The organism is Actomonas spartinae, from assembly GCF_051209155.1.
Classification (GTDB): Bacteria; Verrucomicrobiota; Verrucomicrobiia; order Opitutales; family Opitutaceae; genus Actomonas.
In genome coordinates, this window is the sequence record NZ_JBPJGB010000002.1 from 1,055,380 (window position 1) to 1,081,681 (window position 26,302).

The 26,302-nt window shown below is 64.8% G+C and carries 24 protein-coding genes; 7 read left to right on the top strand and 17 right to left on the bottom strand.

Features of this window, described 5'->3' with window-relative positions:
• The 4 genes from AC0MRV_RS11990 to AC0MRV_RS12005 form a co-directional block, all read right to left on the bottom strand.
• The gene (locus AC0MRV_RS11990; protein ID WP_472764710.1) at positions 1-687 is read right to left on the bottom strand and encodes an HAD family hydrolase; all 687 of its coding nucleotides are present in this window, start codon (positions 685-687) and stop codon (positions 1-3) included.
• The gene (gene lpdA, locus AC0MRV_RS11995) at positions 684-2,084 is read right to left on the bottom strand and encodes a dihydrolipoyl dehydrogenase (RefSeq protein WP_472764711.1); all 1,401 of its coding nucleotides are present in this window, start codon (positions 2,082-2,084) and stop codon (positions 684-686) included. Before lpdA ends, AC0MRV_RS11990 begins: the two co-directional genes overlap by 4 nt.
• 91 nt (positions 2,085-2,175) lie before the next feature.
• Positions 2,176-3,423: a 2-oxoglutarate dehydrogenase complex dihydrolipoyllysine-residue succinyltransferase gene (gene odhB, locus AC0MRV_RS12000; protein ID WP_472764712.1), complete on the bottom strand. Its 1,248-nt coding sequence runs from the start codon at positions 3,421-3,423 to the stop codon at positions 2,176-2,178.
• A gap of 17 nt (positions 3,424-3,440) precedes the next feature.
• On the bottom strand, positions 3,441-6,191 hold the full coding sequence (locus tag AC0MRV_RS12005) for a 2-oxoglutarate dehydrogenase E1 component (RefSeq protein WP_472764713.1): 2,751 nt from the start codon (positions 6,189-6,191) through the stop codon (positions 3,441-3,443).
• 214 nt (positions 6,192-6,405) lie between these two features.
• Between AC0MRV_RS12005 and AC0MRV_RS12010 the strand changes: the two genes are divergently transcribed.
• The gene (locus AC0MRV_RS12010) at positions 6,406-6,639 is read left to right on the top strand and encodes a hypothetical protein (protein WP_472764714.1); all 234 of its coding nucleotides are present in this window, start codon (positions 6,406-6,408) and stop codon (positions 6,637-6,639) included.
• A gap of 10 nt (positions 6,640-6,649) precedes the next feature.
• Positions 6,650-7,057, top strand: coding sequence for a translation initiation factor (locus tag AC0MRV_RS12015; RefSeq protein WP_472764715.1), 408 nt, complete (start codon positions 6,650-6,652; stop codon positions 7,055-7,057).
• A 9-nt stretch (positions 7,058-7,066) separates the two neighbouring features.
• Here AC0MRV_RS12015 and AC0MRV_RS12020 read toward each other — a convergent pair whose 3' ends face one another.
• The 6 genes from AC0MRV_RS12020 to AC0MRV_RS12045 form a co-directional block, all read right to left on the bottom strand.
• Entirely contained in the window at positions 7,067-7,924 is an 858-nt protein-coding gene (locus AC0MRV_RS12020) for an SDR family oxidoreductase (protein WP_472764716.1), read from the bottom strand.
• Between the two features lie 31 nt (positions 7,925-7,955).
• A complete protein-coding gene (gene metF / locus AC0MRV_RS12025) occupies positions 7,956-8,834 on the bottom strand; it encodes a methylenetetrahydrofolate reductase [NAD(P)H] (protein WP_472764717.1) in 879 nt (292 codons plus the stop codon).
• A 224-nt stretch (positions 8,835-9,058) separates the two neighbouring features.
• A complete protein-coding gene (locus tag AC0MRV_RS12030; RefSeq protein WP_472764718.1) occupies positions 9,059-10,204 on the bottom strand; it encodes a DUF4340 domain-containing protein in 1,146 nt (381 codons plus the stop codon).
• A gap of 46 nt (positions 10,205-10,250) precedes the next feature.
• Complete coding sequence (locus AC0MRV_RS12035; protein ID WP_472764719.1) at positions 10,251-12,128, bottom strand: GldG family protein; 1,878 nt, start codon at positions 12,126-12,128, stop codon at positions 10,251-10,253.
• Between the two features lie 19 nt (positions 12,129-12,147).
• Positions 12,148-12,870: an ABC transporter permease gene (locus AC0MRV_RS12040; RefSeq protein WP_472764720.1), complete on the bottom strand. Its 723-nt coding sequence runs from the start codon at positions 12,868-12,870 to the stop codon at positions 12,148-12,150.
• A 31-nt stretch (positions 12,871-12,901) separates the two neighbouring features.
• Positions 12,902-13,621, bottom strand: coding sequence for an ABC transporter ATP-binding protein (locus tag AC0MRV_RS12045; protein ID WP_472764721.1), 720 nt, complete (start codon positions 13,619-13,621; stop codon positions 12,902-12,904).
• A 267-nt stretch (positions 13,622-13,888) separates the two neighbouring features.
• On the opposite strand from AC0MRV_RS12045, the gene AC0MRV_RS12050 reads away from it, so the two are divergent.
• Together AC0MRV_RS12050 and AC0MRV_RS12055 are read left to right on the top strand one after the other, a co-directional pair.
• A complete protein-coding gene (locus tag AC0MRV_RS12050; RefSeq protein ID WP_472764722.1) occupies positions 13,889-15,214 on the top strand; it encodes an LTA synthase family protein in 1,326 nt (441 codons plus the stop codon).
• Positions 15,211-16,737 carry a hypothetical protein gene (locus AC0MRV_RS12055; RefSeq protein ID WP_472764723.1) on the top strand — a complete coding sequence of 509 codons (1,527 nt, stop codon included), beginning with the start codon at positions 15,211-15,213 and terminating at the stop codon, positions 16,735-16,737. The genes AC0MRV_RS12050 and AC0MRV_RS12055 overlap by 4 nt, the downstream gene beginning before the upstream one ends.
• On the opposite strand, the gene AC0MRV_RS12060 is transcribed toward AC0MRV_RS12055, so the two are convergent.
• From AC0MRV_RS12060 to AC0MRV_RS12085, 6 genes are read right to left on the bottom strand one after another with little or no spacing between them, the layout of a single operon-like run.
• Positions 16,692-17,117, bottom strand: a complete 426-nt coding sequence (locus tag AC0MRV_RS12060) for a GtrA family protein (protein WP_472764724.1) — start codon at positions 17,115-17,117, stop codon at positions 16,692-16,694. The genes AC0MRV_RS12055 and AC0MRV_RS12060 overlap by 46 nt on opposite strands.
• A complete protein-coding gene (msrB, locus tag AC0MRV_RS12065) occupies positions 17,098-17,607 on the bottom strand; it encodes a peptide-methionine (R)-S-oxide reductase MsrB (RefSeq protein WP_472764725.1) in 510 nt (169 codons plus the stop codon). Before msrB ends, AC0MRV_RS12060 begins: the two co-directional genes overlap by 20 nt.
• Positions 17,604-18,719 carry a dual-specificity RNA methyltransferase RlmN gene (rlmN, locus tag AC0MRV_RS12070; RefSeq protein ID WP_472764726.1) on the bottom strand — a complete coding sequence of 372 codons (1,116 nt, stop codon included), beginning with the start codon at positions 18,717-18,719 and terminating at the stop codon, positions 17,604-17,606. The genes msrB and rlmN overlap by 4 nt, the downstream gene beginning before the upstream one ends.
• 56 nt (positions 18,720-18,775) lie before the next feature.
• The gene (locus AC0MRV_RS12075) at positions 18,776-19,096 is read right to left on the bottom strand and encodes a lipid-A-disaccharide synthase N-terminal domain-containing protein (RefSeq protein WP_472764727.1); all 321 of its coding nucleotides are present in this window, start codon (positions 19,094-19,096) and stop codon (positions 18,776-18,778) included.
• On the bottom strand, positions 19,071-20,576 hold the full coding sequence (locus tag AC0MRV_RS12080) for a glycosyltransferase (protein WP_472764728.1): 1,506 nt from the start codon (positions 20,574-20,576) through the stop codon (positions 19,071-19,073). Before AC0MRV_RS12080 ends, AC0MRV_RS12075 begins: the two co-directional genes overlap by 26 nt.
• The gene (locus tag AC0MRV_RS12085) at positions 20,566-22,074 is read right to left on the bottom strand and encodes an ArnT family glycosyltransferase (RefSeq protein ID WP_472764729.1); all 1,509 of its coding nucleotides are present in this window, start codon (positions 22,072-22,074) and stop codon (positions 20,566-20,568) included. The genes AC0MRV_RS12080 and AC0MRV_RS12085 overlap by 11 nt, the downstream gene beginning before the upstream one ends.
• 358 nt (positions 22,075-22,432) lie before the next feature.
• Between AC0MRV_RS12085 and AC0MRV_RS12090 the strand changes: the two genes are divergently transcribed.
• From AC0MRV_RS12090 to AC0MRV_RS12100, 3 genes are all read left to right on the top strand, one after another.
• On the top strand, positions 22,433-23,146 hold the full coding sequence (locus tag AC0MRV_RS12090; RefSeq protein ID WP_472764730.1) for a response regulator transcription factor: 714 nt from the start codon (positions 22,433-22,435) through the stop codon (positions 23,144-23,146).
• 52 nt (positions 23,147-23,198) lie between these two features.
• Positions 23,199-24,521 (top strand): sensor histidine kinase, encoded by a 1,323-nt coding sequence (locus AC0MRV_RS12095; protein WP_472764731.1) that lies wholly within the window; start codon positions 23,199-23,201, stop codon positions 24,519-24,521.
• A 150-nt stretch (positions 24,522-24,671) separates the two neighbouring features.
• On the top strand, positions 24,672-25,793 hold the full coding sequence (locus tag AC0MRV_RS12100; protein WP_472764732.1) for an LptF/LptG family permease: 1,122 nt from the start codon (positions 24,672-24,674) through the stop codon (positions 25,791-25,793).
• Between the two features lie 19 nt (positions 25,794-25,812).
• Here the strand turns inward: AC0MRV_RS12100 and AC0MRV_RS12105 are convergent, their stop codons facing one another.
• Positions 25,813-26,298, bottom strand: coding sequence for a thioredoxin family protein (locus tag AC0MRV_RS12105; protein WP_472764733.1), 486 nt, complete (start codon positions 26,296-26,298; stop codon positions 25,813-25,815).
• Positions 26,299-26,302 lie beyond the last annotated feature (4 nt).

Genomic DNA, 26,302 nt, shown 5'->3' on the forward strand with positions numbered 1-26,302 from the left:
TCAACCCAGCGTCCGCCAGAACGAGACGGCGTCGGCCAGGTCCTCCAGCACCGCGTCGGGCTGGTGAACGGCAAGCTCGTCACGCGAGTGGTGGCCCGTGCAGACGGCGAGGGTGCGGGCGCCGATGACTTTGCCGCAGGCGATGTCGTGCGGGGTGTCGCCGATGATCCAGACGTTCTCCGGCGCGAAACTGATGCCGGTGTGGGCGGTGGCGCGGTGCAGGGCGTGGGGACCTAGGTCGTTGCGCAGGGCGCTGTCGTCGGCGAAGGCGCCGAAGGGAAAGAAACGCCAGAGATCGAAGTGGCCGAGTTTGGTCGCGGCGCCGCGTTCCAGGTTCCCGGTGAGCAGGCCCTGATGCACGTCGTCCCGCTGCGCGACCGCGGTCAGGATTTCGATGATCCCCGGCAGCACGCGGGTCGTGCGGGCGAGTTCCTCCGGCAGGCGGATGATGTAGGCATCGAGCAGGCGCGAGACGTGCGCAGGGGTGTGCTCGATGCTGTATTTCTCGAAAATCTTCTGCGCGATCCAGCGATCGGTGCGACCGGCCCAATCGATGGTGGAAAGGTCGGCGGGCGCGTCGTGTAGGAATTCGGCGGATACGGCGCGTTCGAGCGCGCGCATGCCCGCGCCACCGGAGGCGAGCAGGGTGCCGTCGATGTCCCAGAGGAGCAGCTTGGGCGGGCTCAAAGGGCGTGAATCGCGCTTTTGCTGACAGCCAGCGCCGCCTCTTTCACGGCCTCACTCATGGTCGGGTGGGCGTGGATGGTGCGGGCGAGGTCCTCCGCGCTGCCGCCGTATTCCATGTGGGTGACTACTTCGCTGATGAGTTCGCCGGCGTTTTTGCCGAGGATCTGCGCGCCGAGTATTTTGTCGGTCTCGGCGTCGGCGATGATCTTCACGAAACCGTCCGCGCCGTCGTTGGCGTGGGCGCGGGCATTGGCGGCGAAGTTGAACTTGCCGACGTTGACCTTGCGGCCCGCGGCCTTGGCGGCGTCCTCGCCGAGACCGACGGTGGCGATCTCGGGATCGGTGTAGATGATGGCCGGCATGAGGTCCCAATTGATGTGACCCGCTTTGCCGGCGATCCACTCGGCGACGGCGGCGCCGTCTTCCTCGGCCTTGTGGGCCAGCATGGGCCCGTCGATCACGTCGCCGATGGCGTAGATGTTGGCGGCGGTGGTCTTCAGTTTCGCGTCGACCTTGATGCGTTTCTTGTCGGTGAGCTCGACGCCGGCTTTATCGAGGCCGAGCCCGTCGGCGTAGGGGCGGCGGCCGACGGAAACGAGGACCTTGTCGGCGGGAAACTCAAGGGTCTTGCCGTCACGCTCGGCGGTGAGGATGCCGTCCTTGAAGCCGGTGACTTTGGCGTTCACCTCGATCTTGAGGCCCTGCTTTTGCAGGATGCGGGTGAAGTTGCGCACGACGTCCTTGTCGGCGGCACCGGCGATCTGCGGGAGAAACTCGACCACGGTGACCTCGGAACCGAGGCGCGCCCAGACGGATCCCAGTTCAAGGCCGATGGCGCCGCCGCCGACCACGACGAGCTTTTTGGGCACCTCGGTGAAGGCGATGGCGTGATCGGAGGAGACCACGGTTTCGCCGTCGAATTTGAGGAAGGGCAGTTCGACCGGGGCGGAGCCGGTGGCGATGACGATATGCTTGGCGGTGAGTTTGGTGACGGAACCGGGGTCATCGACCCCGGCTACAGCGACGGTGGTGGCGTTCTCGAAGGTGGCGGTGCCATTGATGACGGTGACCTTACGCGCCTTGGCGAGGCCGGCGAGACCACCGGTCATCTTGGCGACAATGTCTTCCTTCTTTTTCAGCATCGCGCCGACATCCATCGACATGCCGTCGATCTTGATGCCGTGCTCGGCGGCGTGGTGCAGATTGAAGGCGAAGTGCTCGGAGGAGGCGAGCAGCGCCTTGCTGGGAATGCAGCCGACGTTGAGGCAGGTGCCGCCGAGGGTCTGACGTTTTTCAACGAGGCCGACCTTGAGGCCGAGTTGGGCTGCGCGGAAGGCGCAGACGTAACCACCGGGACCGGCGCCGATGACGAGGAGATCGAAGGACTGGGAAGACATGTTTTTAAACCGCGAAGATCGCGAAGAAGCGCGAAGGGTTGGCGCAGCAGGATCACTCTTCGCGAGCCTTCGCGCCCTTCGCGGTTGATGATTAGAGATCCAGCAGGAGGCGGGCGGGGTCTTCGATGATTTGTTTCACCTTCACGAGGAAGGTGACGGCTTCTTTGCCGTCGACGAGGCGGTGGTCGTAGCTGAGGGCCAGATACATCATCGGGCGGATGACGACCTGACCGTCGACTGCAACCGGGCGGTCGTTGATGGCGTGGAGGCCGAGGATGGCGCTCTGCGGCGCGTTCAGGATCGGCGTCGAGAGCATGCTGCCGAAGATGCCGCCGTTGGTGATGGTGAAGACGCCGCCTTCGAGATCGGCCAGGGTGATCTTGCCGTCGCGGGCGCGCTTGGCGACGTCGGCGATGCCGGACTCGATGCCGGCGAGCGAAAGGCTGTCGCAGTCGCGGATGACCGGAACCATGAGGCCCTTGTCGGTGGAGACGGCCACGCCGATGTCGTAGTAGTGGTTCTGAACGATCTCGTTGCCCTGAATGATGGCATTGACGCCGGGGACTTCCTTCAGCGCGTGCACGACGGCTTTGGTGAAGAACGACATGAAGCCGAGCTTGAAGCCGTTCTTCTTCACGAAGACGTCCTGATACTTTTTGCGCAGTTCCATCACCGCGCTCATGTCGACCTCGTTGAAGGTCGTGAGCATGGCGGCCTGGTGCTGGGCCTGGACGAGGCGCTCGGCAATCTTGGCCCGCAGGGGGGACATCTTCTTGCGCGTCTGGCGTTCGCTGCTGGAGCTGGCGGACGGGATCGAGGGCTTGCTCGGTTCCTTGGCGGGCGCGGGGGCAGGCTTCTTCTCGGTCGACTCGGATTTTTTGGGCGAGGAGTCCGCGGCCTTGGCGGCGGCGAGCATGTCGCCCTTGGTCACGCGGCCACCTTTGCCGGTGCCGGCCACGTCGGCCGGGTCGATGCCGGTTTCTTCCGCCACGCGGCGAACGGCTGGGGAAATGGCGTCGGACTTTTCGGCATCGCTGCCGGCGGTCGCCGTTTCCTCGGCGCCGGAGTCCTGTGCCTGCGGCGCGTCGGCCTTGGGAGGCGCGTCGCCGGCTTCGATCACGGCCACGACATCGCCGATGGCGACCTCGTCACCTTCAGCGACTTTGAGGCTGATGACGCCATCGGCCTCGGCCGTGCCTTCCTGGGTGATCTTGTCGGTTTCCAGTTCGAACAGGGCTTGGCCGGATTTGACCGTGTCGCCGTCGGCGACGTGCCACTTGGCGAGCACGCCGGAACTGATGGATTCGCCGAGGGACGGTATTTTGACTTCGGTGCTCATGTGGAGAAGAGAGGGAGTTAGAGGCTGAAAGCTTCCATGAGAAGCTGGGCGAGTTCGGCTTTGTGCTGGGCGATGGTGCCCACGGCCGGAGAGGCGGCGGCGTCGCGACCGGCGAACACGGCCTGACGGCCGAAGACGTCCTGCAGTTGCGGCGCGATGAAGGACCAGGCGCCCATGTTGGCGGGTTCTTCCTGGCACCAGACGAGCTTGGCGTCGGCGTGTTTGGCCGCGAGCTCACCGAGCACGTCGGTGTGCAAGGGATACAACTGCTCGACGCGCACAATGGTGGTGTTGGTGATCTCTTTCTCGCGGCGGTAGGCGTCGAGGTCGTAGTAGACTTTGCCCGAGCAGAGGATGAGCCGCTCCGTCTTCTCGGCCGGGGTTGGGTCGAACATGATCTCCTGGAAGGCGGTGCCTTCGAGGAAGTCCTCGACTTTGGAGACCGCCGCCGGGTGGCGCAGGAGCGACTTGGGCGACATCACCACGAGGGGCTTGCGGAAGTCGCGGTGCATCTGGCGGCGCAGCACGTGGAAGAAGTTCGCCGGGGTGGTGATATTGGCGACCTGGATGTTGTCCTCGGCGCAGAGCTGGAGGAAACGCTCGAGGCGGGCGGAGGAGTGCTCCGGGCCCTGGCCTTCGTAGCCGTGGGGCAGCAGTAACACGATTCCGGATACGCGTTGCCACTTCGATTCGGAGGAGGCGATGAACTGGTCGATCACGACCTGGGCGCCGTTGGCGAAATCGCCGAACTGGGCCTCCCATTGGCAGAGCATGTCCGGGTAGTCCAAGGAGTAACCGTAGTCGAAACCGAGCACGGCCGCCTCGGAGAGCAGGGAGTTGTAGACGCAGAGTTTGGCCTGGCCTTCGCAGACGTGGTCGAGGGGCGCGTAGCGTTCGCGGGTCTCGGCGTCGTAGAGATAGGCGTGGCGCTGGCTGAAGGTGCCGCGGCGGCAGTCCTGCCCGGAGAGGCGCACGGGGGTGCCCTCGGCGAGCAGGGTGCCCCAGGCGAGGGATTCGGCGTAGGACCACTCGATCGGGCCGCCTTCGCTGAAGGCCTTGGCCCGGTTGTCGAGCAGGCGCCGGATCTTGTTGTTCACATGAAAGTCCGGCGGGGTGGTGGTGAGGGCGTCGGACACGCGTTGGAGCGCGTCGGCATTGACGCCGGTCGGCACGATGGCGTGGCTGTAGCCGGGCTGGAAAATGGCGGTGGAGCCACGGAACTGGTCCTGTTCCTCCTTGCGCGCAACGCGGGCGGCGTCGCTTTCCTTGGCCTTCTCGAACGCGGCCTCCATCGCGTCGGTGTATTCCTGCACGATGGCGTCGGCCTTCTCCTGGGTGATGGTGCCTTCCTCGATGAGTTTGCGGGTGTAGATCTTGGAGACGAACTCGTGCGCGCGAATCGTCTTATACATCAGCGGCTGGGTGAAGGCCGGCTCGTCGGACTCGTTGTGGCCGTGGCGGCGGTAGCAGACCATGTCGATGACGACGTCGCGCTGGAACTTCACCCGGAACTCGAGGGCGAGTTGCGTCACGTAGCAGACGGCCTCGGGGTCGTCGCCGTTCACGTGGAAGACGGGCGCCTCGATGAGCTTGGCGACGTCGGTGCAGTAGCGGGTCGAACGGGCGTCGGCCGGATTGGTGGTGAAGCCGATCTGGTTGTTGATGACGAAGTGCACGGTGCCACCGGTGCGGTAGCCGGGCAGTTGCGAGAAGTTGAGCGTCTCGGCCACCACGCCCTGGCCGGCGAAGGCGGCGTCGCCGTGAATGAGCAACGGGCACACGCGGCGACGTTCGAGGTCCTGGCGGATGCGCTGGCGGGCGCGGGCCTTGCCCTCGACGATCGGGTTGACGATTTCGAGGTGGGACGGGTTGGCGGCGAGGCGCACCTCGACGTCGCCCCCGGTCTTGGTGGGTAAAACGGCCTCGTAACCGAGGTGGTATTTCACGTCGCCGTCGCCCGCCACGGTGTCGGGGATGTAGTTCTCCGAGAATTGGTCGAAGAGGACGTCGAAGGGCTTGCGCAGGATGTTGGCGAGGACGTTCAGGCGGCCGCGGTGAGCCATGCCCATGACGACTTCCTGCACGCCGAGCTCGGGGCATTTTTCGAGGAAGGAATCGAGCGCTGCGATCAGGGTTTCGCCGCCTTCGAGGGCGAAGCGTTTTTGGCCGACGAATTTGCGGTGCAGGAACTGTTCGAAGATCTCGGCCTTGTGGACGCGGCGCAGAATCTGGGTCTTGCGGAAGGTGTCGAAGGACGGCTGGTTGTTGCAGGCCTCCATCTGGGCTTGGAGCCAGTCGCGCGCCTCCATGTCGCCCACGTGCATGTATTCGACGCCAATGGTGCCGCTGAAGGTCTGGTGCAACGACGATACGATGTCGCGCAGCTTCATCTGACCGCCGCCCTTGTAGCGGGTGAGGGTGTAGGACTCGTCGAGGTCGGCCTCGGTGAACTCAAAGGCCTCGAGGGCGAGCTTCGGGTGAGGAGCCGGTGGCGGATTGAGCGGATCGAGGTGCGCCTGGAGGTGACCGTGGGACCGGTGCGCATTGATCATGCGGATGGCCATGACCTGCTTGCGGCTGTCGACCACGTGCACGCCGGCGGACGTCGCGGCGGCGGTGGTGAGCGGACCGCCGGTGTGGCCCAGCGAGAAACCTTGGAAGAAGGCGCGCCAGGTGGCGTCGACCGAATCGGGATTCTCCAGCCATTGCGCGTAGAGGGTCTCAAAGACCTCGGCATTGGCGCCGGTGGAAAGGGAAGAGGGATTCATGATGCGTTGCGCAGAAAAGGAAACCGCGAGACGTCGGAGGACGCTGGTCGCGGTTCGGCGTTTGAAAGATGCTCGAATATAAGGATTTGGTGCCGAGGGCAAAGGATCGGCCCGCTTTTCTCAAGCGTGATCCCGATTCGCAGCCGGGGGTTGCGTGCAAGTTTGAGAAGAGCTTACTCGGAGCAGGAACGGCATTAATATCCCTATTCGACCCATGCAGAACGAAATAAAGACCTCCCTGACGACCCTGATGGGCGCCATTCAGCGTAGCGACGGCGCGGTGATTGCCGCCGAAACGATCCGCTTGGACGACCTTCTGGCGCAGGGGCGGGAGACGCTGCCGCCGCGCTTGGTGCACTTTTTGCAGAACCGCAGTTACGCCAAGGCGGTGATGTTCCTCGACGGCGAGGGCGACATCCCGGCGGGGGTGTGCGGCGGCAAACACTGAGACCTTGGCCATGGCGAAGGATAAACGCATTTCGACCGACGGTGGATCCGACCTCGGGCAAAACCCGTTTGGCGCTCTCGGGGGCCTCGGTGATCTGCCGACCGGCCCGAGCGCTGCGGCGCCAAGTCCGGCACCAGTGGCGAAGACTTCCCAACGGGGTCAACCCAACAGGAATCGCGGTCGGGTTGAGATTCGTCGTCTAACCGGCGGCAAGGGCGGCAAGACCGTCACGGCGGTGTCTGGTTTCGTTGGCATCGGCGAGCCCGAGAAACAGCAGCTCGCGAAACGCATGCAGAAGGTCTGCGGCTGTGGCGGCACGGTGAAGGCCGGTGTCATCGAAATCCAAGGCGACAAGCGTGAACAGGTCGGCGAGATCCTGCGCGAAGCCGGTTTCCGACCAGTGATGGCAGGGGGCTGAAGCAGCCTTCTACCGACGGGGCGCCGCGGCCCGACGGGCGACGCGGTGGAAGTGCCAGCGCAGAATGGGGGCGATCAGGCTGTGGCCCCAGGCGAGGGCGGAGAGGGGAAAGCCGGGCGTGATGCTGAAGCGGCCGGCCGCCACTTGGCGCAGGATGTGTTCGGCGACGGCATCGGCTGACCAAAGACCGGCACCGGCGGTGATGGCTTTGGTTTCGGGCGGCTTGGTGGCGTTTTCGGCGGCGAGCTGCGGCGTGTCGGTGTCCGGTGGATACGCGATGTGGATGCCAACCCCAGTGCCGCGGTATTCCGCCTCCAATGATTCGGCCAGGCCGCGCAGGGCGAACTTGGACGCACCGTAGGCGCTGTAGCCGAAGAGGCCGAACAGGCCGGTGCCGGAGGAGATCAGCACCACCTTGCCCCGGCCGCGGGCCCGCATGGCGGGCAACACGGTTTTAGCCGCATAGAGCGAACCGAAATAATTCACCGCCATCAGTTGCTCGAACTGGTCCACCGGAGTCGCCTCAAAGGTTTGGGCGACGGCTTGGCCGGCCGAGGTGATGAGAAGGTCGACGGGACCGTGCGCGGCCATGGCGTCGACCAGTGCGGTTTCGACCTCGGCCTGTTGAGTCACGTCGGTCGAGCGCACGAACACCGACGGCAGCGCAGGGAGCTCGTCCTGAAGGTCGGCCGCGACGGCTCGCAGTTTGGCGTCGTCGCGGGCCAGCAGCGTCAGGCGCGCGCCCTGCCGGGCGAGACGCCGGGCCAGGGCCAGCCCAATGCCACTCGAACCGCCGGTGATGACGGCGTGTTGGCTTCGAGGCGTCGAGGGGGGGGCTGCGGCGGCGGGGTCGATGACGCCACGCAAACCGAAAACCGGCGCGGAGGGAAGACCGGGTTCAAGCCGCGAGGCCGGCGGCGAGGGCGAGGGCGGGACGGGCGCGGTTGAGGATGTAGAGGTGGTAACCCGGTGCGCCTTGGGCCACGAGATCGCGGATCTGATCCAACGCCCAGTCGATGCCGATAACCTCGACCACATCCGGATCGGCGGAGGCGACTTCAAGGCGACGGTTAAGCGCGGTGGCCAAGCTGGTGCCGGAGAGTTCGACGATGCGCTTGATTTGTTTGATCGAGAGCACGGGCATGATTCCGGGCACGATCGGGACGGTGATGCCGTGCGCGCGGCACTTTTCGACGAAGCGGAAGTAGATGGCGTTGTCGAAAAAGAGTTGGGTCGTCACGAAGTCGGCGCCGGCGTCGACCTTGCGCTTCAAGTTGTCGAGGTCGGCGTCGAGGGACGTTGCCTCGGGGTGCTTTTCGGGATAGCCGCCGACACCCAGGCAGAAGTCGGGGTGGCGATCCTTGAGCAGGGTCACGAGTTCGTTGGCGTAGCGCAGGCCGTCTGCCGCGGGCGTGAAGGTGGTCTCCCCTTTGGGCGGATCGCCGCGCAGGGTCATGATGTTGCGAAAACCGTCGGCATGGAGGCGATCGGCGTGCGCCTCCAGCTCGGCGCGGCTGTGGCCGACGCAGGTGAGGTGCGGCATGACGGTGAAGCCGAGGTCGTCCTTGAGCATGGCCGACACTTGGGCGGTCCGATCCCGGGTGCTGCCGCCCGCGCCGTAGGTCACGGAGACAAAATCCCAGTCGATCGTCCGCAGTGCTTCGGCGGTGGCGCGCAGGGCGGAGACCCCATCGTCACTCTTGGGCGGGAAAAATTCGAGCGAACGAAGGGGGCGATCGGCCGAAAAGAGGGAGGAGATTGCTCGGTCCTGGGTCATTACGGATCATCATATCGGCATGTAATGATACGAACTCAAGCGGTAACTTCACCCGAATCTGTTTAGGTAATTTGTAACCCAATAGGTGACAAATCCGAGCGCGCGTGGGCCGTGTTGCCATCGTAAAGTGGGGTCGTGGCGTGGGTTAAAAGTGTAACCTATTAGGTTACAATCGGGCGAAAAAGCGAAGGGGCTGGCGACGGCGAAACCCGAGGGAGAGAGGGCTAGGGGGCGTTTGGCGCGGGTGCAGCGGGGGGCGGCGCGGTGTCTTCGAAGAGGGCCTCGCGGTTCGCGGGGAGGCTGGTGTAGCTGTAGTCGGAGATCTTGAAGGAGAGGGTGTCGTTGAAGGTTGCGAGCGGCGCGAGGCTGGCGGGGCCAGTGACTTGGGCGTAGGTCGGACCGGCGGGGACGGTTTCGGTCAGGTCTTCGAGGACTTCGTCGGCGGATTCCGGCGTGGTGGCGCTTGCGGCTTCTGCCACCATTTCGGCGGCGGCGGCGGCGGGGTTGGCGGGCTCGGGAGCTTTGACGACGGTCTGCTCCGGGCGTCGGCCGATGGTGATGGTGAACTCCTCGCCGGCGAAGGTCTTGAAACTGAGGGTGCGGCTGTGGGCGGCGGCGTCGGTGGCGTCGGCCGAGCCGGCGGGTTCGGCTTCGGTGAAACGAAGGCTCGAGGCGGTGGAGAGCAGAGTGGAGATGGCGCCGGCCTTGACCTGTTTACCGGCCGGGAGATCGGCGGCAACCCAATCGGCGGTGGCGGATTCCCGGGTGAGGGTGAGCGGTGCTTCCGATGCGTCGGCGAACGTGAGGGTCATTGCCGCAATGTCGTCGCGGCCGGCGGCGACGAGTTTGGACTCGGTCCAGTTCTTCGGTGTGGTGTCGACGTAGCCGTTGAAGTCGGCGAGGTAGGCGGGGGCGTCGTCGGCATCCCCAAACCGCAGGTAACGGCCACCACGATCGGCGTTTTTGCCGAGGTCGAGCGACCACGTTTCGCCGCTGGTCGTGGTGAGATCGATCTCGACCGTGCCGAGTTCGAGGCGGGCGGCACGGGTCGGGTCGCGGGTGACGACGCGCTGGATTTTGGCCTCGGTCAGGCTCTGCACGAAGGTGCGAAGCTTGGTCACATTGGCGGGCAGGTCGTGGTAGTTGCTGACGCGCCACGTGTCGGCGTCGGCGGAGCGAGTAATGGTGACGCTGTTGCCATTCTGGGCGAGCGTGAGCGACTTAATGGCGTTGGCCAGGTCGGTGGTGAGCAGCGGCTGGTCGACGCGAGGGTCGGCGTCGGGCGGTGGCGTCGGACGATTGAGGAAGGCGGCGACGCCGGCGAGGGCGGCAAGGACGATGACGGCGAGGGTGAGGTTTTTGAGATTCATGTCCGAACGTGGAGACTCGGGTTGAAGGTCAAAGCGAGGGCCGGACTCAGTGGCGGCGGCGGCGGACTTGGTTGAACCAGATGCCGAAGCCGGCGAGCAGGAGCGGGGCGGTGAAGAGGTTGATGAAGATCAGCGAGTGTTTGAGCGAATCGATGTCCTCACGCAGGGCGCGGCGGATGTCGCGGCGCTCGCGGCGCATTTCGGCCTCCTGGGCTTGGTATTCGGCGATGCTGGCGGCGACCTCGGGCGAGGCGACGAGCATGCCGTTGTCGCCGACCTGCGACTGCAGTTGGGAGAGCTGGGCTTGCACTTCGCTGAGTCGGCCTTCGAGCGCGTCGAGTTGTTCCTGGTAGCGCTTTTGGGCAGCAGCTTCCATCTCACGCACGACGGTGAAGGGATGTTGCGAACTGCCCTTGGTGCGGATGGAGATGAGGTCCTGCGAGCCGGCGAGGAACTCAACCATGTTGGAGGCGAAGGCGAGGTTGTCGTTGATGGGCTCGGCAGCCTGCATGCCGAAGAGGTTGATGCGGCGCACGGAGTAGTCGTCCATGAGCCAGTCGGCGTCGGCGATGACGACGAGGGTGCCGGAACCGGAGGTCAATGGCGTCGCGGTGGCGACGGGCGGAGCCGGATTTTCATCGTCGCCTTCTGATGCCGGTGGGCCGTCGGGGAACGCGGTCTGGAAGGTGCCCGTGACCATGGCGGCGAGGGTTTGCCGTCCGGAGATCGAGACTTCGCCGGCGATGTTGGCGCCGCCGCCGAACTGGAGGGCGGAGGGCGGAATGTCGCCGGCTTCCTCGGAGGTCTGGATGAGCGGGGTGAACTCCAAGTCGCTGCCCGTGGCGAGGGCGAGGTGGCCGCTCTCGATGAGCACCATGCTGTTGAGCTGGGCGGTGGGCATGACCTCGGCGTTGAAGGCCTCGTGCGGCAACTGCATCCAGTGGGGGAAGGTGGAGATCTGGCCCATGCCGGTCTGGACCTGGGCGGCGTATTGGAGGTCGCCGGTGATGCTGCCGCTTACGTAGGTGATGCCGTAGGCGTCGAGCAGGGTGGGGAGATCGGAGCTGACGTTGGGGGCGCCGCCGCCCATCATCATCATCTGTGGGTTGGCCTGGCGCTTGAAGTGTTCGTTGGACGGGTCGAGGGCGAGGAAGACGGGCGTGCCGCCGAGCAGGGCCTGGTCGATGGCGTATTGAAGTTGTGGTGACAGGCCTTGCGGGTGGGCGATGACGAGCACGTCGAGGTTGGCGGGCAGCGCGGCGGCGGTGGCCTCGACGGGCACGATTTCAAAGGTGCGTTCCCACTCGCCGATGATGAACTGGTCGGGCGGCGGCCGCTGACCCATCTGCTGCATCATCGGGTTGAAGGGCGGGGACTGCAGTGGCAGCGAGCTGATGAGACCGAGGCGGCGTTTGTCGAAAACCTGCACGCTGTAGATGAGCTGCGAGAGATCGTATTCGAGGAACTGTTCACGACGTGGGTTGAAGGCGGGCATCGCCTCGGTTAGATCGGCCTGGGTCGCGGCGAGGCCGAAGTAGATCTGGGTGCCGCTGCCGGGGAAAACCTGCGGCTGCAGGCCGGCGCGGGCGGCGGCCTCCTCTTCGGGCGTATCCGGCTCGGGGTTGATGATGTTGAGGACGAGTTTGCCGCGGGCGGCGCGCTCATATTGACGCAACATCTCCTCGACGCGGGCGGCGTAGTTCTTGTAGTCGATGCGGACGCCCTCGGCGTTGCGGGTGTAGTAGAAGTCGAGGGTGACCGGCTCCTCAATTTTGGAGAGCAAGGACTTGGTGCCGGGGGAGAGGGTGTAGATGTTTTCGGCCGTGGCGTCGGCGCGGAAGGGCAGCTGCGACGCGAGGTAGTTGACGAGCACGAGGCCGACGAAGAGCAGGCCGATGGCGGTGACTTTGGCGCTGGGTTTCATGGCGGTGGGGCGATGCGGTTCAGCGTTCGAGGGCGACCACGTTGAGGAACAACGTGAAGCCGGAGAGGGAGAGGAAAAAGATCACGTCGGACGGATCGACGATGCCCTTGGTGAAGGGGTCGAAGTGGGTGATGAAGGAGAAGTTCGCGATCACGTCGGCGATGGCGACGGGCAGAAAGCTCTCCATCAAATCGCTGAAGATGCTCCAACCGAGCAGCAGCAGCACGAAGCAAACCGCGACGCTGAGCACGAAGGAGATGACTTGGTTTTTGGTGAGCGCTGAAGTGAGCGAGCAGACGCCGAGGTAGGCGCCCGCCATGAGCATGCTGCCCAGGTAACTCACCAGGATGACGCCCCAGTCGGGATCACCGAGGTAACCAACGGTGAGGGCCATCGGGAAGGACAGCGCGATGGCGGCGCAGAGGAAGGCCCAGGCGGCGAGGTATTTGCCGAGCACGGCCTCGAAGGTGGTGATGGGGAGCGTGAACAGCAGCTCGACGGTGCCGGTGCGTTTTTCCTCGGACCACAGGCGCATGCCGGCGGCGGGCACGAGGAAGAGGAAGAGCCACGGATGGAAGGTGAAGAAGCGTTCCAAGCTGGCCTCGCCGGCGTCGAAGATTTGGCCGACGAAAAACGCCAGACCAACGGAGGCGAGGAGGAACACGATGAGGAACACGTAGGCCACCGGGGAGCGGAAGTAGCCGAGGAACTCGCGTTTGAAGATGGGAATGACCTGCTGCATGGCGGGGGAAATCCTAAAGGGTTGGCGGGTCTCAGACGTCGGACTTGGTGAGGCTGGCGAAGATTTCGTCGAGACGGGCGCCGGGTTGGCGGGCCTGGAACTCGGCGGGGGTTTCGTCGACCACCACGCGGCCCTCGGAGATGAGGATGATGCGATTACAGATGGCGCCGACCTCCTCGAGGATGTGGGTCGAGAGCACGACGGCCTTTTCGGTGGCGAGCTCCTTGATGAGGGCGCGGACCTCGTTCTTTTGGTTGGGGTCGAGGCCGTCGGTCGGCTCGTCGAGAATGAGCACGGCGGGGTCGTGCAGGAGCGCTTGAGCGAAGCCGACTCGCTGCTTGTAGCCTTTGGACAGGGTTTCGATGGTCTGGTGACGCACCGACTCGAGGTGGGTGAGGCGGATGGACCGTTCCACCGGCGCGCTGCGTTGGGGACCGCGGAAGCCGCGGGCCTCGGCAATGAAGGTGAGGAACTCCTGCACGGTCATTTCGCCGTAGCTGGGGGCGCTCTCCGGCAGGTAGCCGACTTGGCGCTTCACGGCGACGGGGTCCTTCGTCACGTCGTGGCCGCCAACGATGGCGGTGCCGGCGGTGGGGCGCAGGAACCCCGTGATCATCTTCATGGTCGTCGACTTGCCGGCGCCGTTGGGGCCGAGGAAGCCGAGGATGTCACCGCGTTCGACGCGAAAACTCACGTCCACGACGGCGGGCTTGTTGCCATAGGTTTTGCTGAGACCTTTGACGTCAATCATGGGGATTTGAAAAGGGAACGAGGATGGGGAACAAACGCCGGCCGGGCGCGACTTCAAGAATCTACCCGCAACCTTTCGAAAATGTAATGGTTTCGCCGGTCGCCGATGGCGGACTCGGTGGATCGGCCTGTCGTGGAATTTGCGTTGCCCCCACCGGCACGTTCCCGAGCCTGCTGCACCAGAAATGTCTCACTTCGCTTTCGCATGTATTGAATGGGCTGCGACGCCACGCACGGTTGCGGCGAAAGTGCGAAACGGAGGAGGCGCGTGAAAGGTCCGGCGAATAATCCGCGATGGCCGGGCAACCTCGGCCTCGGGCTGTGGGTGGTGGCGGCGGTGTTGGTGGGCGTGACGACCTGGCCCCGCCAGGACTGGTTGTTGCTGCGCAATCGATTCATCAACTCGCAGGCGGTGGAGCGCCTGGGCTATGGCGGGTATTTTCTCTACGACCTCGTCGACACGAGCACACGGCTGTGGCGCCGGTCGCGTTTGGACCATGTGGATCCGGCGCCCTACCGCGCCTATCTGGCGGAGCGGGCGGCGACGCGGCCGGAGCCGGACCCGACGTGCCCGCGCAAGCACGTCATTTACCTGCAACTCGAATCGATGGATGGTCTGATGATCGGTGGACGCAAAGCGGGGCAACCGGTGATGCCTTTCCTGGAAAGTCTGGCGCATGACAACGTCTGGTTTGCCAACGCGATCGACAACACTGCCAGCGGTCGCACGACGGACGGCGAATTTCTGGTGCTCACCTCGACGGTCCCCTTGCCGCGTCCGCCGGTCTACGTGACGCAACACCTCGACCGGATCGCCTCGTTGCCGCGCGTCCTGGGCGCGGCGGGTTACCACACGATGTCGTTGCATGGTTTCAATCGCGTCTTCTGGCATCGAGGCGAAGCGCACGCGGCGCTCGGCTACGACGAGATGGTGTTCGAGGACGACCTGGACCTGGGCGACGAGATTGGCTGGGGTTGGTCCGACAAGGCCATCCTTGGGGAGGCGGCGCGACGGGTGATCGCGGCGGATGCGGCGGGCACGCCGCTGTTCCTGCACGTCATCACGCTGACCAATCATCATCCCTACACCTACGTGGCGAAGTCGCAGGGGGTGCAGCCAGGGCGGATCGAAGCCGAGTTTCTGCGCTCGGCGCGTTATGTGGATGATGCGTTGAAACAGTTTTTTGGTGAGCTGAGCGCCGCCGGGGTTCTGGACGACTGCCTCATCGCGATCTATGGCGACCATGACAGCGCGATCGACGACGAGTTGATGGTCTACCTCGACCACTACGAGCCGCGGGCGCTCGACGATACGGTGCCGCTGGTGATGGTCGGATTCGATCGGCCGGCGCAACGGGTCAACGGCATGGCGGGGTTGCAGGATGTGCCGGTGATGATGCTGGAGGAGCTGGGGCTGCCGGTGCCCTTCACCTTTACGGGCAATGGCTGGGGACAATGGGGGCGGACGGTCGGCGCCCAGCATGGCGCGGTCGAGAATGCCGCCGACGGAACCTGGCAGGCATGGGAGTCGGGCGTGAATCAGGACACGCTGACGCGCCTCGTGATCAACCACTCGGAGAAGCTGCACGAATGAGGACCCGGCGAATGCTCTCGTGGTGGTGGCTGCTCCTCGTGGGGCTGGGCGGGATGGCCGCGGGCGGGTGGGCGCAAAGCGATGCGCCGATGCGGGCGGCGGACCTGCGGTTTGATTTTTCCCGTGGTCCGGTGGACTCGCCGCGCTCGGCGGCGATCAATGGCGCGCATTACGCGGTGGAGGCGGAGGCGAGCTATGACCCGACGATCCAGCGCCTCACCGTCACCGGCGCCTATGAAGTGAACGAACCTTTGGTGGAGGGGGCGCTGCTGTCGTATCAGGTTTATGACGACAAGGGGGAGCTGCTGCGCTTGGACGGCGCCCGCCTGCAGTGGGACGAATCGCGCCTGCGGGCCGAGTTTGAGCTCATCCTCATAATGCTGGACGAACAGCCGGCCCGCCGGGCGCTGCGGGTGCAGTTCAACGCCGTGGTGGAGGGGGAGTATTGGTATGGCGATCGATTCCCGGAGGTGCCGTTTGCGGCGATCGAACTGGTCAACCTGCCCATGCGGGATCACTACCGGCCGGGCTGGACATGGATCCCGGGCATCCTGCCGGCGCAGAGTCGTGGCCGGATTCCGGTGTCGTGGGAGATCGGATACCGTGACGAGGAGCACAGCGGCTACGTCGCCTCGATGGATTTGGTCAACCCGGCACGGACGGATCGGGTCGACTCGCGGCGCGTGCCTTTTGGCGAGCTGAGCCAGGGCAGGGGCAGGGTCATGGTGTGGCTCCCGCTCGAACCACTCGAGGTCGGCGTGGTTGAGATGCGGCCGGGATTGGTGTGGGAGAACGTGCGTTGGTATGACGCGGAGGATTGGTTCAACTACCAAACGGTGCGGGTCGTGCCCCCTTTGTATTACTTGAGTGGGGTGATGGGCTTGGCCCTGGGTTTGGGACTGGGCTGGGCCTGGTTGGCGCGGCGGCGCGGGGCACTGGTGCGGGGAAGCGGGCGGGTCTTGGTGGTCGGCGCGTTGATCTGGCTGGTGGCCAATCTGGTCGTGTCGGGCTACGTGATGGTCCTGGTTCTTTTGGCGGCGGTGGCGGCGGTGCGAATGGTGGAGTGGCGGCGCGCGGGCATGGCCACCTACGCCGTCGTTTGGCTCATGCTGGCCTTCCTGGAATATTACTGGGGCTGGATGAACAGTGTGCTCAACGTGCGAGCGGGGGCCACGGTGTTCGCGATGGCCGTTTGGGCGATCGCGCTGCTGCCGCTGGTGTTCATGCGCCGCAAGTGGCTGCGTCGCAGTTTGGGGTTTGCGGTGGTGGCGAGCTGGACCCTGGCGTCGACTGGCTCCGTGATCTACTACCAGTTTTTTCAGGATTTCCCGTCGGTGGAGAATCTGCTCTATGCTGGCCAAGTCGGAGAGCTGGGCGATTCGATCACCAGTCTCGTGGAGCAGCGGCACCTCATTCCGCTCTTGGTGATGAGTTTCGCGATGCTGGTGTGGTGGCTGCCAGGATTGGGTCCGCTCCCTCAGCGAAAAACCCAGATCGAGAACGCGAAGTATTTGGCGAAGTAGACCGCTGCCGACACCACGGCGATGGCGACGAGGTAGTGGATGCCGAGCGGCCCGATGGCCCACGAGTAGAGCGCGAGTTCGATGATCCGGAACGAGATGGCGGCAATCAGAAAACGCATGGCTTGGCGGGCGGGTTCGCCGGTGCGGCCGGCCGGGAAGACCAAGCGGCGGTTGGCGATGAAGTTACCGGCCATGACGAGCATGATCATGACGCCGTAGGCGAGGCGTTCATCGAACTGCGCCCATTCGTGGAGCGCGAAAACGCCGAAGGTGAGCGCCACGTAACCGGCGAGACCGACGGCGAGGAAGATCCACCAGCCGCGCCAGGATCGGTTGGTCGCGGGCGCCTCCTGCGGCGGCTCAGTCGGCGTCGGCGTCATCGTCGGGGATGAAGCGCAGTGACGTGGCGTTGATGCAGTAGCGCTGGTCGGTCGGGGTGGGAAAGCCTTCGCCTTCGAAGAGATGGCCGAGGTGGCCGTGGCAGCGCGCGCAAACGACCTCGACGCGCTCCATGCCGAGCGACGAATCGCGGTGCAAGGTGACGGCATCGGAATCGGCCGGATCAAAGAAGGCCGGCCAGCCGCAGCGGGCGTCGAACTTGGTTTCGGAGGTGAAGAGCGTGGCGCCGCAGCCGGTGCAAACGTAGGTGCCGGAGCCCTCGTGTTTGAAGCGTTCGTAGGCAGCGCCGAACGGGCGATCGGTGCCGGCCTCACGCAGGACGTGAAACTGGGTCGGCGTAAGACGTTCGCGCCATTCGGCGTCGGAGAGCTGGGTGAAATCGGTCATGGCGGGTGGGGAGACGGTATCGTTCGCGGCGCGTGCGGTGCAGGCGAGGACAAGGAGCAGGAGGACGGAAACGCGGCGGCTCATGACGAGGCGAGTTCGCGTTCCTTTTCGGTCTTGAGGCGGAGCTGGCCGCAGGCGGCCTCGATGTCGTGGCCCTTTTCGCGTCGCAGCGTGACGGATACACGGACCGCCCGGAGGATGTTGGCAAAGGCCTCCTGGCGGGCGATCGAGGGGCGTTTCCACGGCAGGCCCTCAACGGTGTTGTAAGGGATGAGGTTTACGTGCGCGTGCAGGTCGATGGCGATGTCGCGCAGCTTCTCGGCCTGTTCGAGGGCGTCGTTGATGTCCTCGATGAGGATGAACTCCAGCGTGACCATGCGGCCGTGTTTTTCGCTGAAGGTCTTCACCGCGGGCAGAAGCTTGGCCAGCGGGTAGGCTTTGTTGATCGGCATGATCTGGCTGCGCACCTCATCGGTGGCGCCGTGCAGCGAGATGGCGAGGCGCAGGCCGAGCGGGGAGTCGGCGAGTTTCAGGATGTTGGGCACCAGTCCGCTGGTGGAGAGGGTGATGCGGCGGGCGCCGAAACCGAGGCCCCACTCGGCGTTGACGATGGTGAGGGCGGTGTGGATGGCCTCAAAATTGGCCAGCGGCTCGCCCATGCCCATGACCACGATGTTGTCGAAGGACGCCAGTTCCTGGCGGGCCCGAGGCGTGCGGGCGTCCTCACGGTAGCACACGTGGAGCAACTGGGCGACGATCTCCCCGGCGTCGAGGTCGCGCTTGAGGCCCATCAGACCGGAAGCGCAGAATTTGCAGCCCATGGCACAACCGACCTGGGTGGAGATGCAGATGGTCTTGCGCGAATGTTCGAGGCCGACGCCCTCCTGCGGCGCGCGGATGATTACGGTCTCGATGAGGGAGCGGTCGCCGAGTTCGAGCAGGAGTTTGTCCGTGACGTCCAGCGACTGCTTGCCGTGGATCAGGGCGAGCGGTAGGAGTTCAAACGTTTCCGCCAACCACGCGCGCAGGGACTTGGAGAGGTTGGTCATCTCGTCCCAAGAGCGGGCGCGCTTCTTGTAGAGCCAGTCGAGGATCTGCTTGGCGCGGTAGGCCGGTTCGCCGTGTTCGCGCAGCCGCGCGGTGAGGGACTCGAGGGTCTCTCCGGTGAGCGGCGGTTTGGCGGGCGTGTATTTCATACGGACAACGGGCGGTCTGATTCCGTCCGACGTCCGACCCGGTGGCAAGAGCGCTCCTAGTTCGGCGCGGCAGCCGGCCGCAGGGAGCGGCGGTGGCGGTGGTCGAGCAGGAGATTGTAGGAGGCGATGAACGACGGCATGAGGTTGGAAAGGATGCCGACCGAGTCATTCTTGCCCCAAATAAAATAGGTAAGCAGGCAGACGCTGCCGAAGAGGCTCATATACCAGAACAGGCGCGGAAAGGTCGGCTTGCCCTCGAGGGTGGAGCCGACCAATTGCACGATCCATCGACCGGCAAACAGACCGACGCCGAGGTAGCCGACGAGTTTCCAGGGCGTGACCACCCAGCTGTTAATGGTGAACAACACTTCGTGCATGGGAAACAACGGGAGGGCGCAGGGCGAGTTGGCGGCGCAGTAGCCAGGATACGCCGACGAGATCGTGGATGCCGACGAGTCCGCGCTGCCAATTGGTGTATTTGGAAACCCCGGCGCTGCGCGGACGATGATTGACGGGCACTTCCTCCAGCGTGAGGCCGGCCTGGCGGAAGAAAGCCGGCAGGTAGCGGTGCAGGCCTTGGAAGGGCGGCAGCAGGTTGGTGGCGTCGCGGTGGAAGAGCTTCAGGGAGCAACCCGTATCGCGCACCCCATCGTGGAGGAAGAGTCGACGGACCCGATTGGCGAAGCGCGAGGCGGCCCGCCGGCTCCACGTGTCGCGCCGGTTGGCGCGGAATCCGCAAATGACGTCGGCCGTGCCTTTCCGCCATGCCTCGAGCAGGCCGGGGATGTCGGCGGGATCGTTCTGCCCGTCGCCGTCCATCAACACACAAAACTCGCCGTGGGCGTGACGCAGGCCAGTGAGGATGGCCGCGCTCTGACCCTCGTTGAGGGGATGGCAGAGGCCGACTACGGCGGGGTGGGTGCGGATGCGTTCCCAAGTTCCGTCGCGGCTGCCGTCGTCGACCGCGACGATCTCCGCGTCGGGGAGTGCGGAACGGATCTCCGCCAGCACTTCCTCGACGTTGGACTCCTCGTTGTAGAATGGAACGATGACGGAGATGAGGGGCCGCCGGGAGTTTTCGCGGTCGCGGAGGTAGACCGTCCGGTCGATGCAATTGACCCGGCCATGCAGGTAGGCGGCGGAGATTGGCTTGGCCGTGGTGATGTTCGACAGCGAATCGGAAGCGGCGGCGAATCGCGCGGTCAGCGACCAGGTCAGGTGGGCTGTAATCCACACGATGAGCCCGGACGCGATCACGTCACTGAGGAAGTGTCCGCCCTGCATGATGCGAACGACGCCGATGGCCAGTCCCGCCGTCGTGCCAACCCAAAGCGCGGCGATGGCCAGGCGGCGATGGCGCTGCCGTAGGAAAAAATACGGTGCGGCGAGAAAGAAGCCCATCGAGGCATGGCCCGAGGGAAACGATCGGCCGCGATCACCCGCGCCCGCCTGGCCCGGGGGCTGGTAAGCCACGGAGCCGTCGAATTCGACGATATCGCGAGGCCGCGGTCGATCGAAGTTCTGCTTGAATACGCTGTTCACCAACACCCCCGGGCCGAGGGCCATGGTGGCAAACAGGAACCATCCGATGCGGCGGTAGCGGCGGAGGCGGGCCCACACCGTGGCAAAGATCGCAACGAACAACCCCGCGATAGCCAGCGTGAGCGCAGGTAGCGGACCGCAGTGATAGGCCAGTTGAACCCAAAAGTTGGCGTCCCAATGCCATCCCGTGACGGGGTCGAAGAACTGGCGCGAAACCGCGAGTTCCCAGTCGGGAAACAGGCGGATCAGCACAATCGCGAGTAACGCGGTCGCCAGCCCGATATCGATATATCGAGAGAGGCGGTCAGTCGTCATGGGACGCGAAGGAGAAGTGGCGGCCGAGGTGGAGCTCATAAACGCGTTCGCGGCCCGCCCCCAAAGGGACGCGCACAGTCTGCAAGGGCTCGACGGCGGCAAAGGCCGCGCGGAGTTCGGTCGGGAGTGCCGGGGCGCGTGCGTCGACCTGATGCACGATCAGAGCGTTCGTCCCGGCATGCTCCTCCAGCCCGCCCCAGACTTCATATTGCGAGTCGATCCGCCCGGGAGCACTGGGCCAGCGCATCACCGACGGATTACCGGCCAAGTGAAATGCCAGTTGGCTGGTCACGTAGCGATGGCCCACGGTCAAAACGAACACGGGCTGAGCGGAACCTGCGCGCTGCAGGCTCAGGTTCGAATCGACTTCCGCGGCGAGGGACTCCCAGCCGCGCAGCCGGGCGGTGAGATCAAGCTTGGTGCCGGCAAGGCCCAGGGGTTGGACGGCGAGCGGATACGCGCTGGCGATCACCGTCAGCGTGGCCGAGACGCCCACGCCCGCTTTGAGCCAGCGGCCGATCCGGAGTCGGCGGTGCCCGTGCGATCCGGGCAGTGACCAATGCACGGCCAGCAGGATGAGCGGGGGCAGAAAAACCAGCGGCCAGTTGAGGTTCACGCGCTGGCGCAACGCCATGCCGGCCATCGCGAGGATCGCGGGGACGCTGAACCAGAAAAGGAGACGCTCGGCGGCCGTGAGTTCGCGGCGCAGCATCCGTCGCACGGCCGCCGTGGCGGCGAAAACGGCGATGAGCCCGATCAGGAAACCGGTGAGCGCGACTTCACCGACGACGAAGGCCGCGACCCGTCCCACCGCTTCGATCCAGGAAAACGGCGCGCCCTCAAAATGGTGCGCGGTGTGATGGATCATGATCCATCCATGGTGGGCGTTCCATACCAGCAACGGCACGAGGCTGACGGCGCCGAGGCCGACGATGCCCCAGAAACCGGGTTGCCGCAGGCGGTGGCGATGTTCCGGGCTGGTCGCCAGATGGAGGGCGGCCAGCAGGGGAAACACGGCCATCATCTGTTTGGTGAGGAGGCCGAGGCCCAGGCAGACGGCGAGGGCGAGGCCCCATCGCCGGCGGGATGATTTTTCCCCGGCGCCGAGCCACCGCGAAAAACACCACAAGCCGGCGCTCCAACAGAACAGGAGCGGCGCATCGATCGTGAAAATGAGGTTTTGGGCCAAGGCCGCTGGCGCGAGCGCCACGGCAGCCACAAACCAGGCGCCGGTGTGCGCGCCAAACAGGTCTCGCGCCAGCCGGTAGCCGAAGAACAGCGAGCCGGTGTTGAGCACCACGGCGAGCGTGCGAATCGTTTCGGGGTGGTGCCCGCCGAGCGCGGTGGCGGCGGCGATGAGCCACGCCACCATGGGCGGTTTGCTGTAGTAGCCCCAGGCGGGTTCACGGCTCCAATCCCAGTAATAGGCCTCGTCGCCCACCAGGCCAAGGGGCACCCACCACAGGTAGGCGAGGCGGAAGGCGGCGACCAGTAGCAAGAATGTGAATACAACACGGTCCGTGCGGTTGTCCGGTCCGGTTGCCGGTGACACGGTCATGGCCGGCGCGTGCGCGACAGCCCCGGCGCGAGCACCTGCGATCGGGCCAGTCTCGTGCGGCCGCGAAGCCGACGGTTCAGATATCAATGCCGCGTCCCTTGGTTAAACCACACCGGCCCAGCCTACGCCGGCAGGCGTGAACGGATCGTGAGCCGAACGTTAAAGAAACGCCAAATCACGCCAGCGTCCGCATTGCGACTTTCCTGCAACGCGCTGGTTGAAATGGCGGCGGGTTTCGTGCAGCAAGGTCGGACGCTGCGCGGACGATGGCGTGGTTCCGCCCCGTGCGCTTCTTCGGATGATCGACGCTCCCCACACTCCCGTTCTCCTGGTGGAGGACAATTTCGACTTGGCCAGTAACATTCAGGACTACCTCGAACAACGAGGATGGACGGTGGACTATGTGCCCAACGGAGCCCTCGCGCTGCACCGCGTGAACGAGCGCACCCATTCGGCGGTGATTCTGGATCTTCGTCTCCCGATCATCGACGGGCTGGAGGTTTGCCGTCGTTTGCGGGACAGCATCGCTCCGCGGATTCCGGTGCTGATGCTGACGGCCGCCGACTTGCTCGATGATCGACTGACCGGATTCGCGGCCGGAGCGGACGACTACATGGTCAAGCCGTTTGCGCTACCGGAACTGCTCGCGCGGTTGCGTGCGCTCGTGCGTCGGAGTTCAGCGTTGGCTCAGTCCTCGGTGCTCCGGCTGAGCGATCTCGAATTGAATCCCTCGACCCGCGAGGTCCGCCGGGGCGAGCGGCGGTTGGTGCTCACCCGCATGGGCTATTCCATCCTCGAATGTCTGTTGGCGCGATCCCCGTCCGTGGTCTCTCGCCGGGATTTGGAACGTCATCTCTGGGCGGATGACCCGCCCGGCAGCGACGCGCTGCGCACGCATATCGCGACCTTGCGGGCCGAGGTGGATCGAGCGGAGCGCATTCCGCTGCTGCACACTCACCGCGGAGTCGGTTATCAGATGGCCGTGATCGAGCCCGCGCCCCGCCATGACTGAACCAACGAAACGCCCGCCCGGTCGCCTGGCCTCGCGGATTCGCTGGCTGCTCGTGGGTCTGGCGGTTTTGCAGGCCGCGGTCTTCGCGCTGGTCGGCTGGTTGCTGCTGCTCACCGCTGAAGAGCGCGTCCAGAACCAGCATTATGCGCACCTCCTCGAACGGGCGGCTCAGGCCGGACCGATGGCGCCGCTGCCTCCTGGGGTGATCCGTTATACATCCAAGGAATCAATCAGCGCGGCGCTGGGGCTGGCGACGCCGCCTCGGGAAAGCGGTCTGTATTCGGCATTTGGTGACAGCGCGCAGCATCGGGCCGAAGTGATGCACGGGTTCCTCGACTACCTCTATTGGACCGACTGGATGGGCTGGGATGAGGAATATGTGATCTGGGTCGATGCCCCGGGGGCGGGGCAAGCCGTGACTTGGCTCGTCAGCCCGGTCGACGATTACACCGACGAGATTGGCGGGTCGCTGCACGTCGCGCTGATGGTCGTGGCGCTTCTCGTCATGGTCGTGGCGTTTTCCGTCGGTTCGCTCATCGCCAAGTGGGCCTTGAAGCCGGTCGTCGCTCTCGCCGAGCGGGTGCAGCAACGGCATCCTGACATCAAGGCTGAGGCACTTTCGCCGGAGCGGACGGCGCGCGTTGATCACGACGAGGTCGGTTTTCTCGAGGGCGCGATGGAAGCTTACGAAGTGCGTCTGCGCGAGTCGCTCGCCCGGGAGCGGGACTTCCTGGCGGACTGCAGTCATGAGTTGCGCACGCCGGTGGCCACTTTGAAAGGGGCGGTTGCCTTGCTCCAGACGAGCACGGAGGAGGTCGAGCGAGCCCGTTATTTCGGGCGAATCGAACGCTCCGTGCATCGCATGGAACGACTGATAGAGATCTTTTTGATGGTGGCGCGGGAAGGCCGCAACCGGACGCCGACGCAACCGGTCGCCGCCGCCGTCGTCCTCGCCGAGGTGGCGGACGAAATTCGCGCGCTCTATCCCACGCACCCGCTGCGGATTCAACTGTTCGCCGACCAAGACGTGAAGATCGTCTGCCACGAAGAAGTGCTGGCCGTGTTGTGCCACAACCTGATCGGCAACGCATTCACCCATCTGCCCGGTGGCGAGCTGGGCGTGCGACTGGATTTGGTCGATGGCGAGGCGCGTCTGCGGGTTGAGGACAACGGTCCGGGACTACCCGAGTTCAGGGATTTCGCCGCGGCGCCGGCCCCAGGGCATGGGTATGGCCTGTCGCTCGTTGAACGGCTCTGTCGCTCCCATCGCTGGCGGCTGAACATCACGCCTCGAGAACAGGGTGGCACGTGCATAGAAGTGAGTTTTCCCCGGTCGCGAAGCGGAGGCGCTGATCAGTTCGATTTGATGGAGTGAACGCTGCCTCAGGACCGCGAGGCGGCACCCCGGAGCAGCCGGTCGGCATGGTCGGGGCGACCGGCGGAACCCCGGAGCGAATCCGGGCGTGGTCGTGAGTGATTCTTTGCGTGTGTTTCGGGGGTTTCGTGGTTTCTACTGCGACGTCGAATGAACTTATTACAGCGCCATTTGTTTTGGAGCGTCGCCGCGACGTGCTTTGCCGCGGTGGGGCTTTTTGCGGCGGTGCTGATTCTCGGCAACGTGCTGAAGGACATGATGGCCTACGTGCTGGCGGGGCAGATCGAGCCGGGGACGTTCTTGTTCCTGGTCGGCTTGCTGATCCCTTACGTGGCCGCTTACGCGCTGCCGATGGGCATCCTGACGGGGGTGCTGTTGGTGCTCGGGCGCATGTCGGCGCAAAATGAAATCACCGCGATGCGGGCGGCGGGGATGAGCATGGGCACGATCATGCGGCCGATTGTGATCCTCGGATTTCTGAGTGCCGGATTAGCGGCGGTGGTGAACTTCGAGTTCATGCCGCGATCACGGGCCGCGTATAAACAGATCCTCGCCGACGCGGTGCAGGCGAATCCGATGAGTTTCATCGTGCCGAAAACGTTCGTGCGCGATTTCCCGGGGGTGGTGTTTTACGTCGATGAGAAGAACGGCATGGAGCTGCGCGACATCTGGTTCTGGCGTTTGGATGACGAGGAAAAGGTGCGCGAGTTTGGTCGGGCGGCGGCGGGCGAGGTCACCTTTGACGAAGAGGAGGGGGCGCTCAACGTGGTGTTGCGCGATGTGTCGGGCGAGGTGCGTGGGTTAAAGGACCCGGAGAACTACGCCAAAGTGCTCGGTAACACGACGGTGGGCGAGATGCCCTTCACCTTTCGGGTCGACGATCTGTTTTCCAAGCGCAAGGCGCGCACGAAATACGCGTGGATGACCTACGACCAACTCAAGGCGGAGCAGGCGCGGCTGGTGGCGGCGGGCGACCAGGAGGCACAACTCAAGTTGTCGATCGCGATGAACGAGAAAGGCTCCTCGGCGATCGCGGTGCTGGCCTTCGCCCTGCTCGCCGTGCCGCTGGGGATCAAGGTGTCCCGCAAGGAAACCTCGGCCAACCTCGGCGTCGCGCTCCTGCTGGTGATGGGCTACTACTTTTTGCAGGTGGTGGTCTCCTGGTTGGAGAACTCCCCGCAATTGCGGCCCGACCTGTTGATGTGGGTGCCGGCGGTTATTTTTCTCGGGTTGGGTGGCTGGTTGTTCCGGCGGGTCGACGCGGTGCGCTGAGGCGCGAAGGGGCGAGTGCTCAGCGCGCGGGCGCCCACATTTTAAGGAAAGCGAGCACCTTGGCGGGATCGTGGGCGGGGCCTTCCTCCAGCGCGCCGGTTTCCTGCGTGTGGAGGCGGCGGCCGGAAGCATCGAGCACGACGAGCACGGGCAGACCGTGCTGAGTGGGATTGCCGTAATATTCATTCACGCCGGCGTTGCGGTCGACGCCATTGCGCTTGTTCACGTCGATCATGACCGTGATGAAGCTGCGCTTGAGCTCGGTGCGCACGCGGGGGTCGGTGGTGAACAGCTGGTGCAGGCGATGGCACCACACACACCAGTTGGCACCAAAATCGAGCAGCACATGTTTGTTCTGCTTCTTCGCCAACTCGAGGGCCTGCGCGATGGTCGGCGCGGCGTCGGCGGTGGTGTTGTAGATGTCCGGGCCCATCTGCGGATACTCCTGCGGCGAGGCGATGACAGCGGCACAGGCGAAGAGGAGGACGGAGAACAGGCGCTTCATGTGG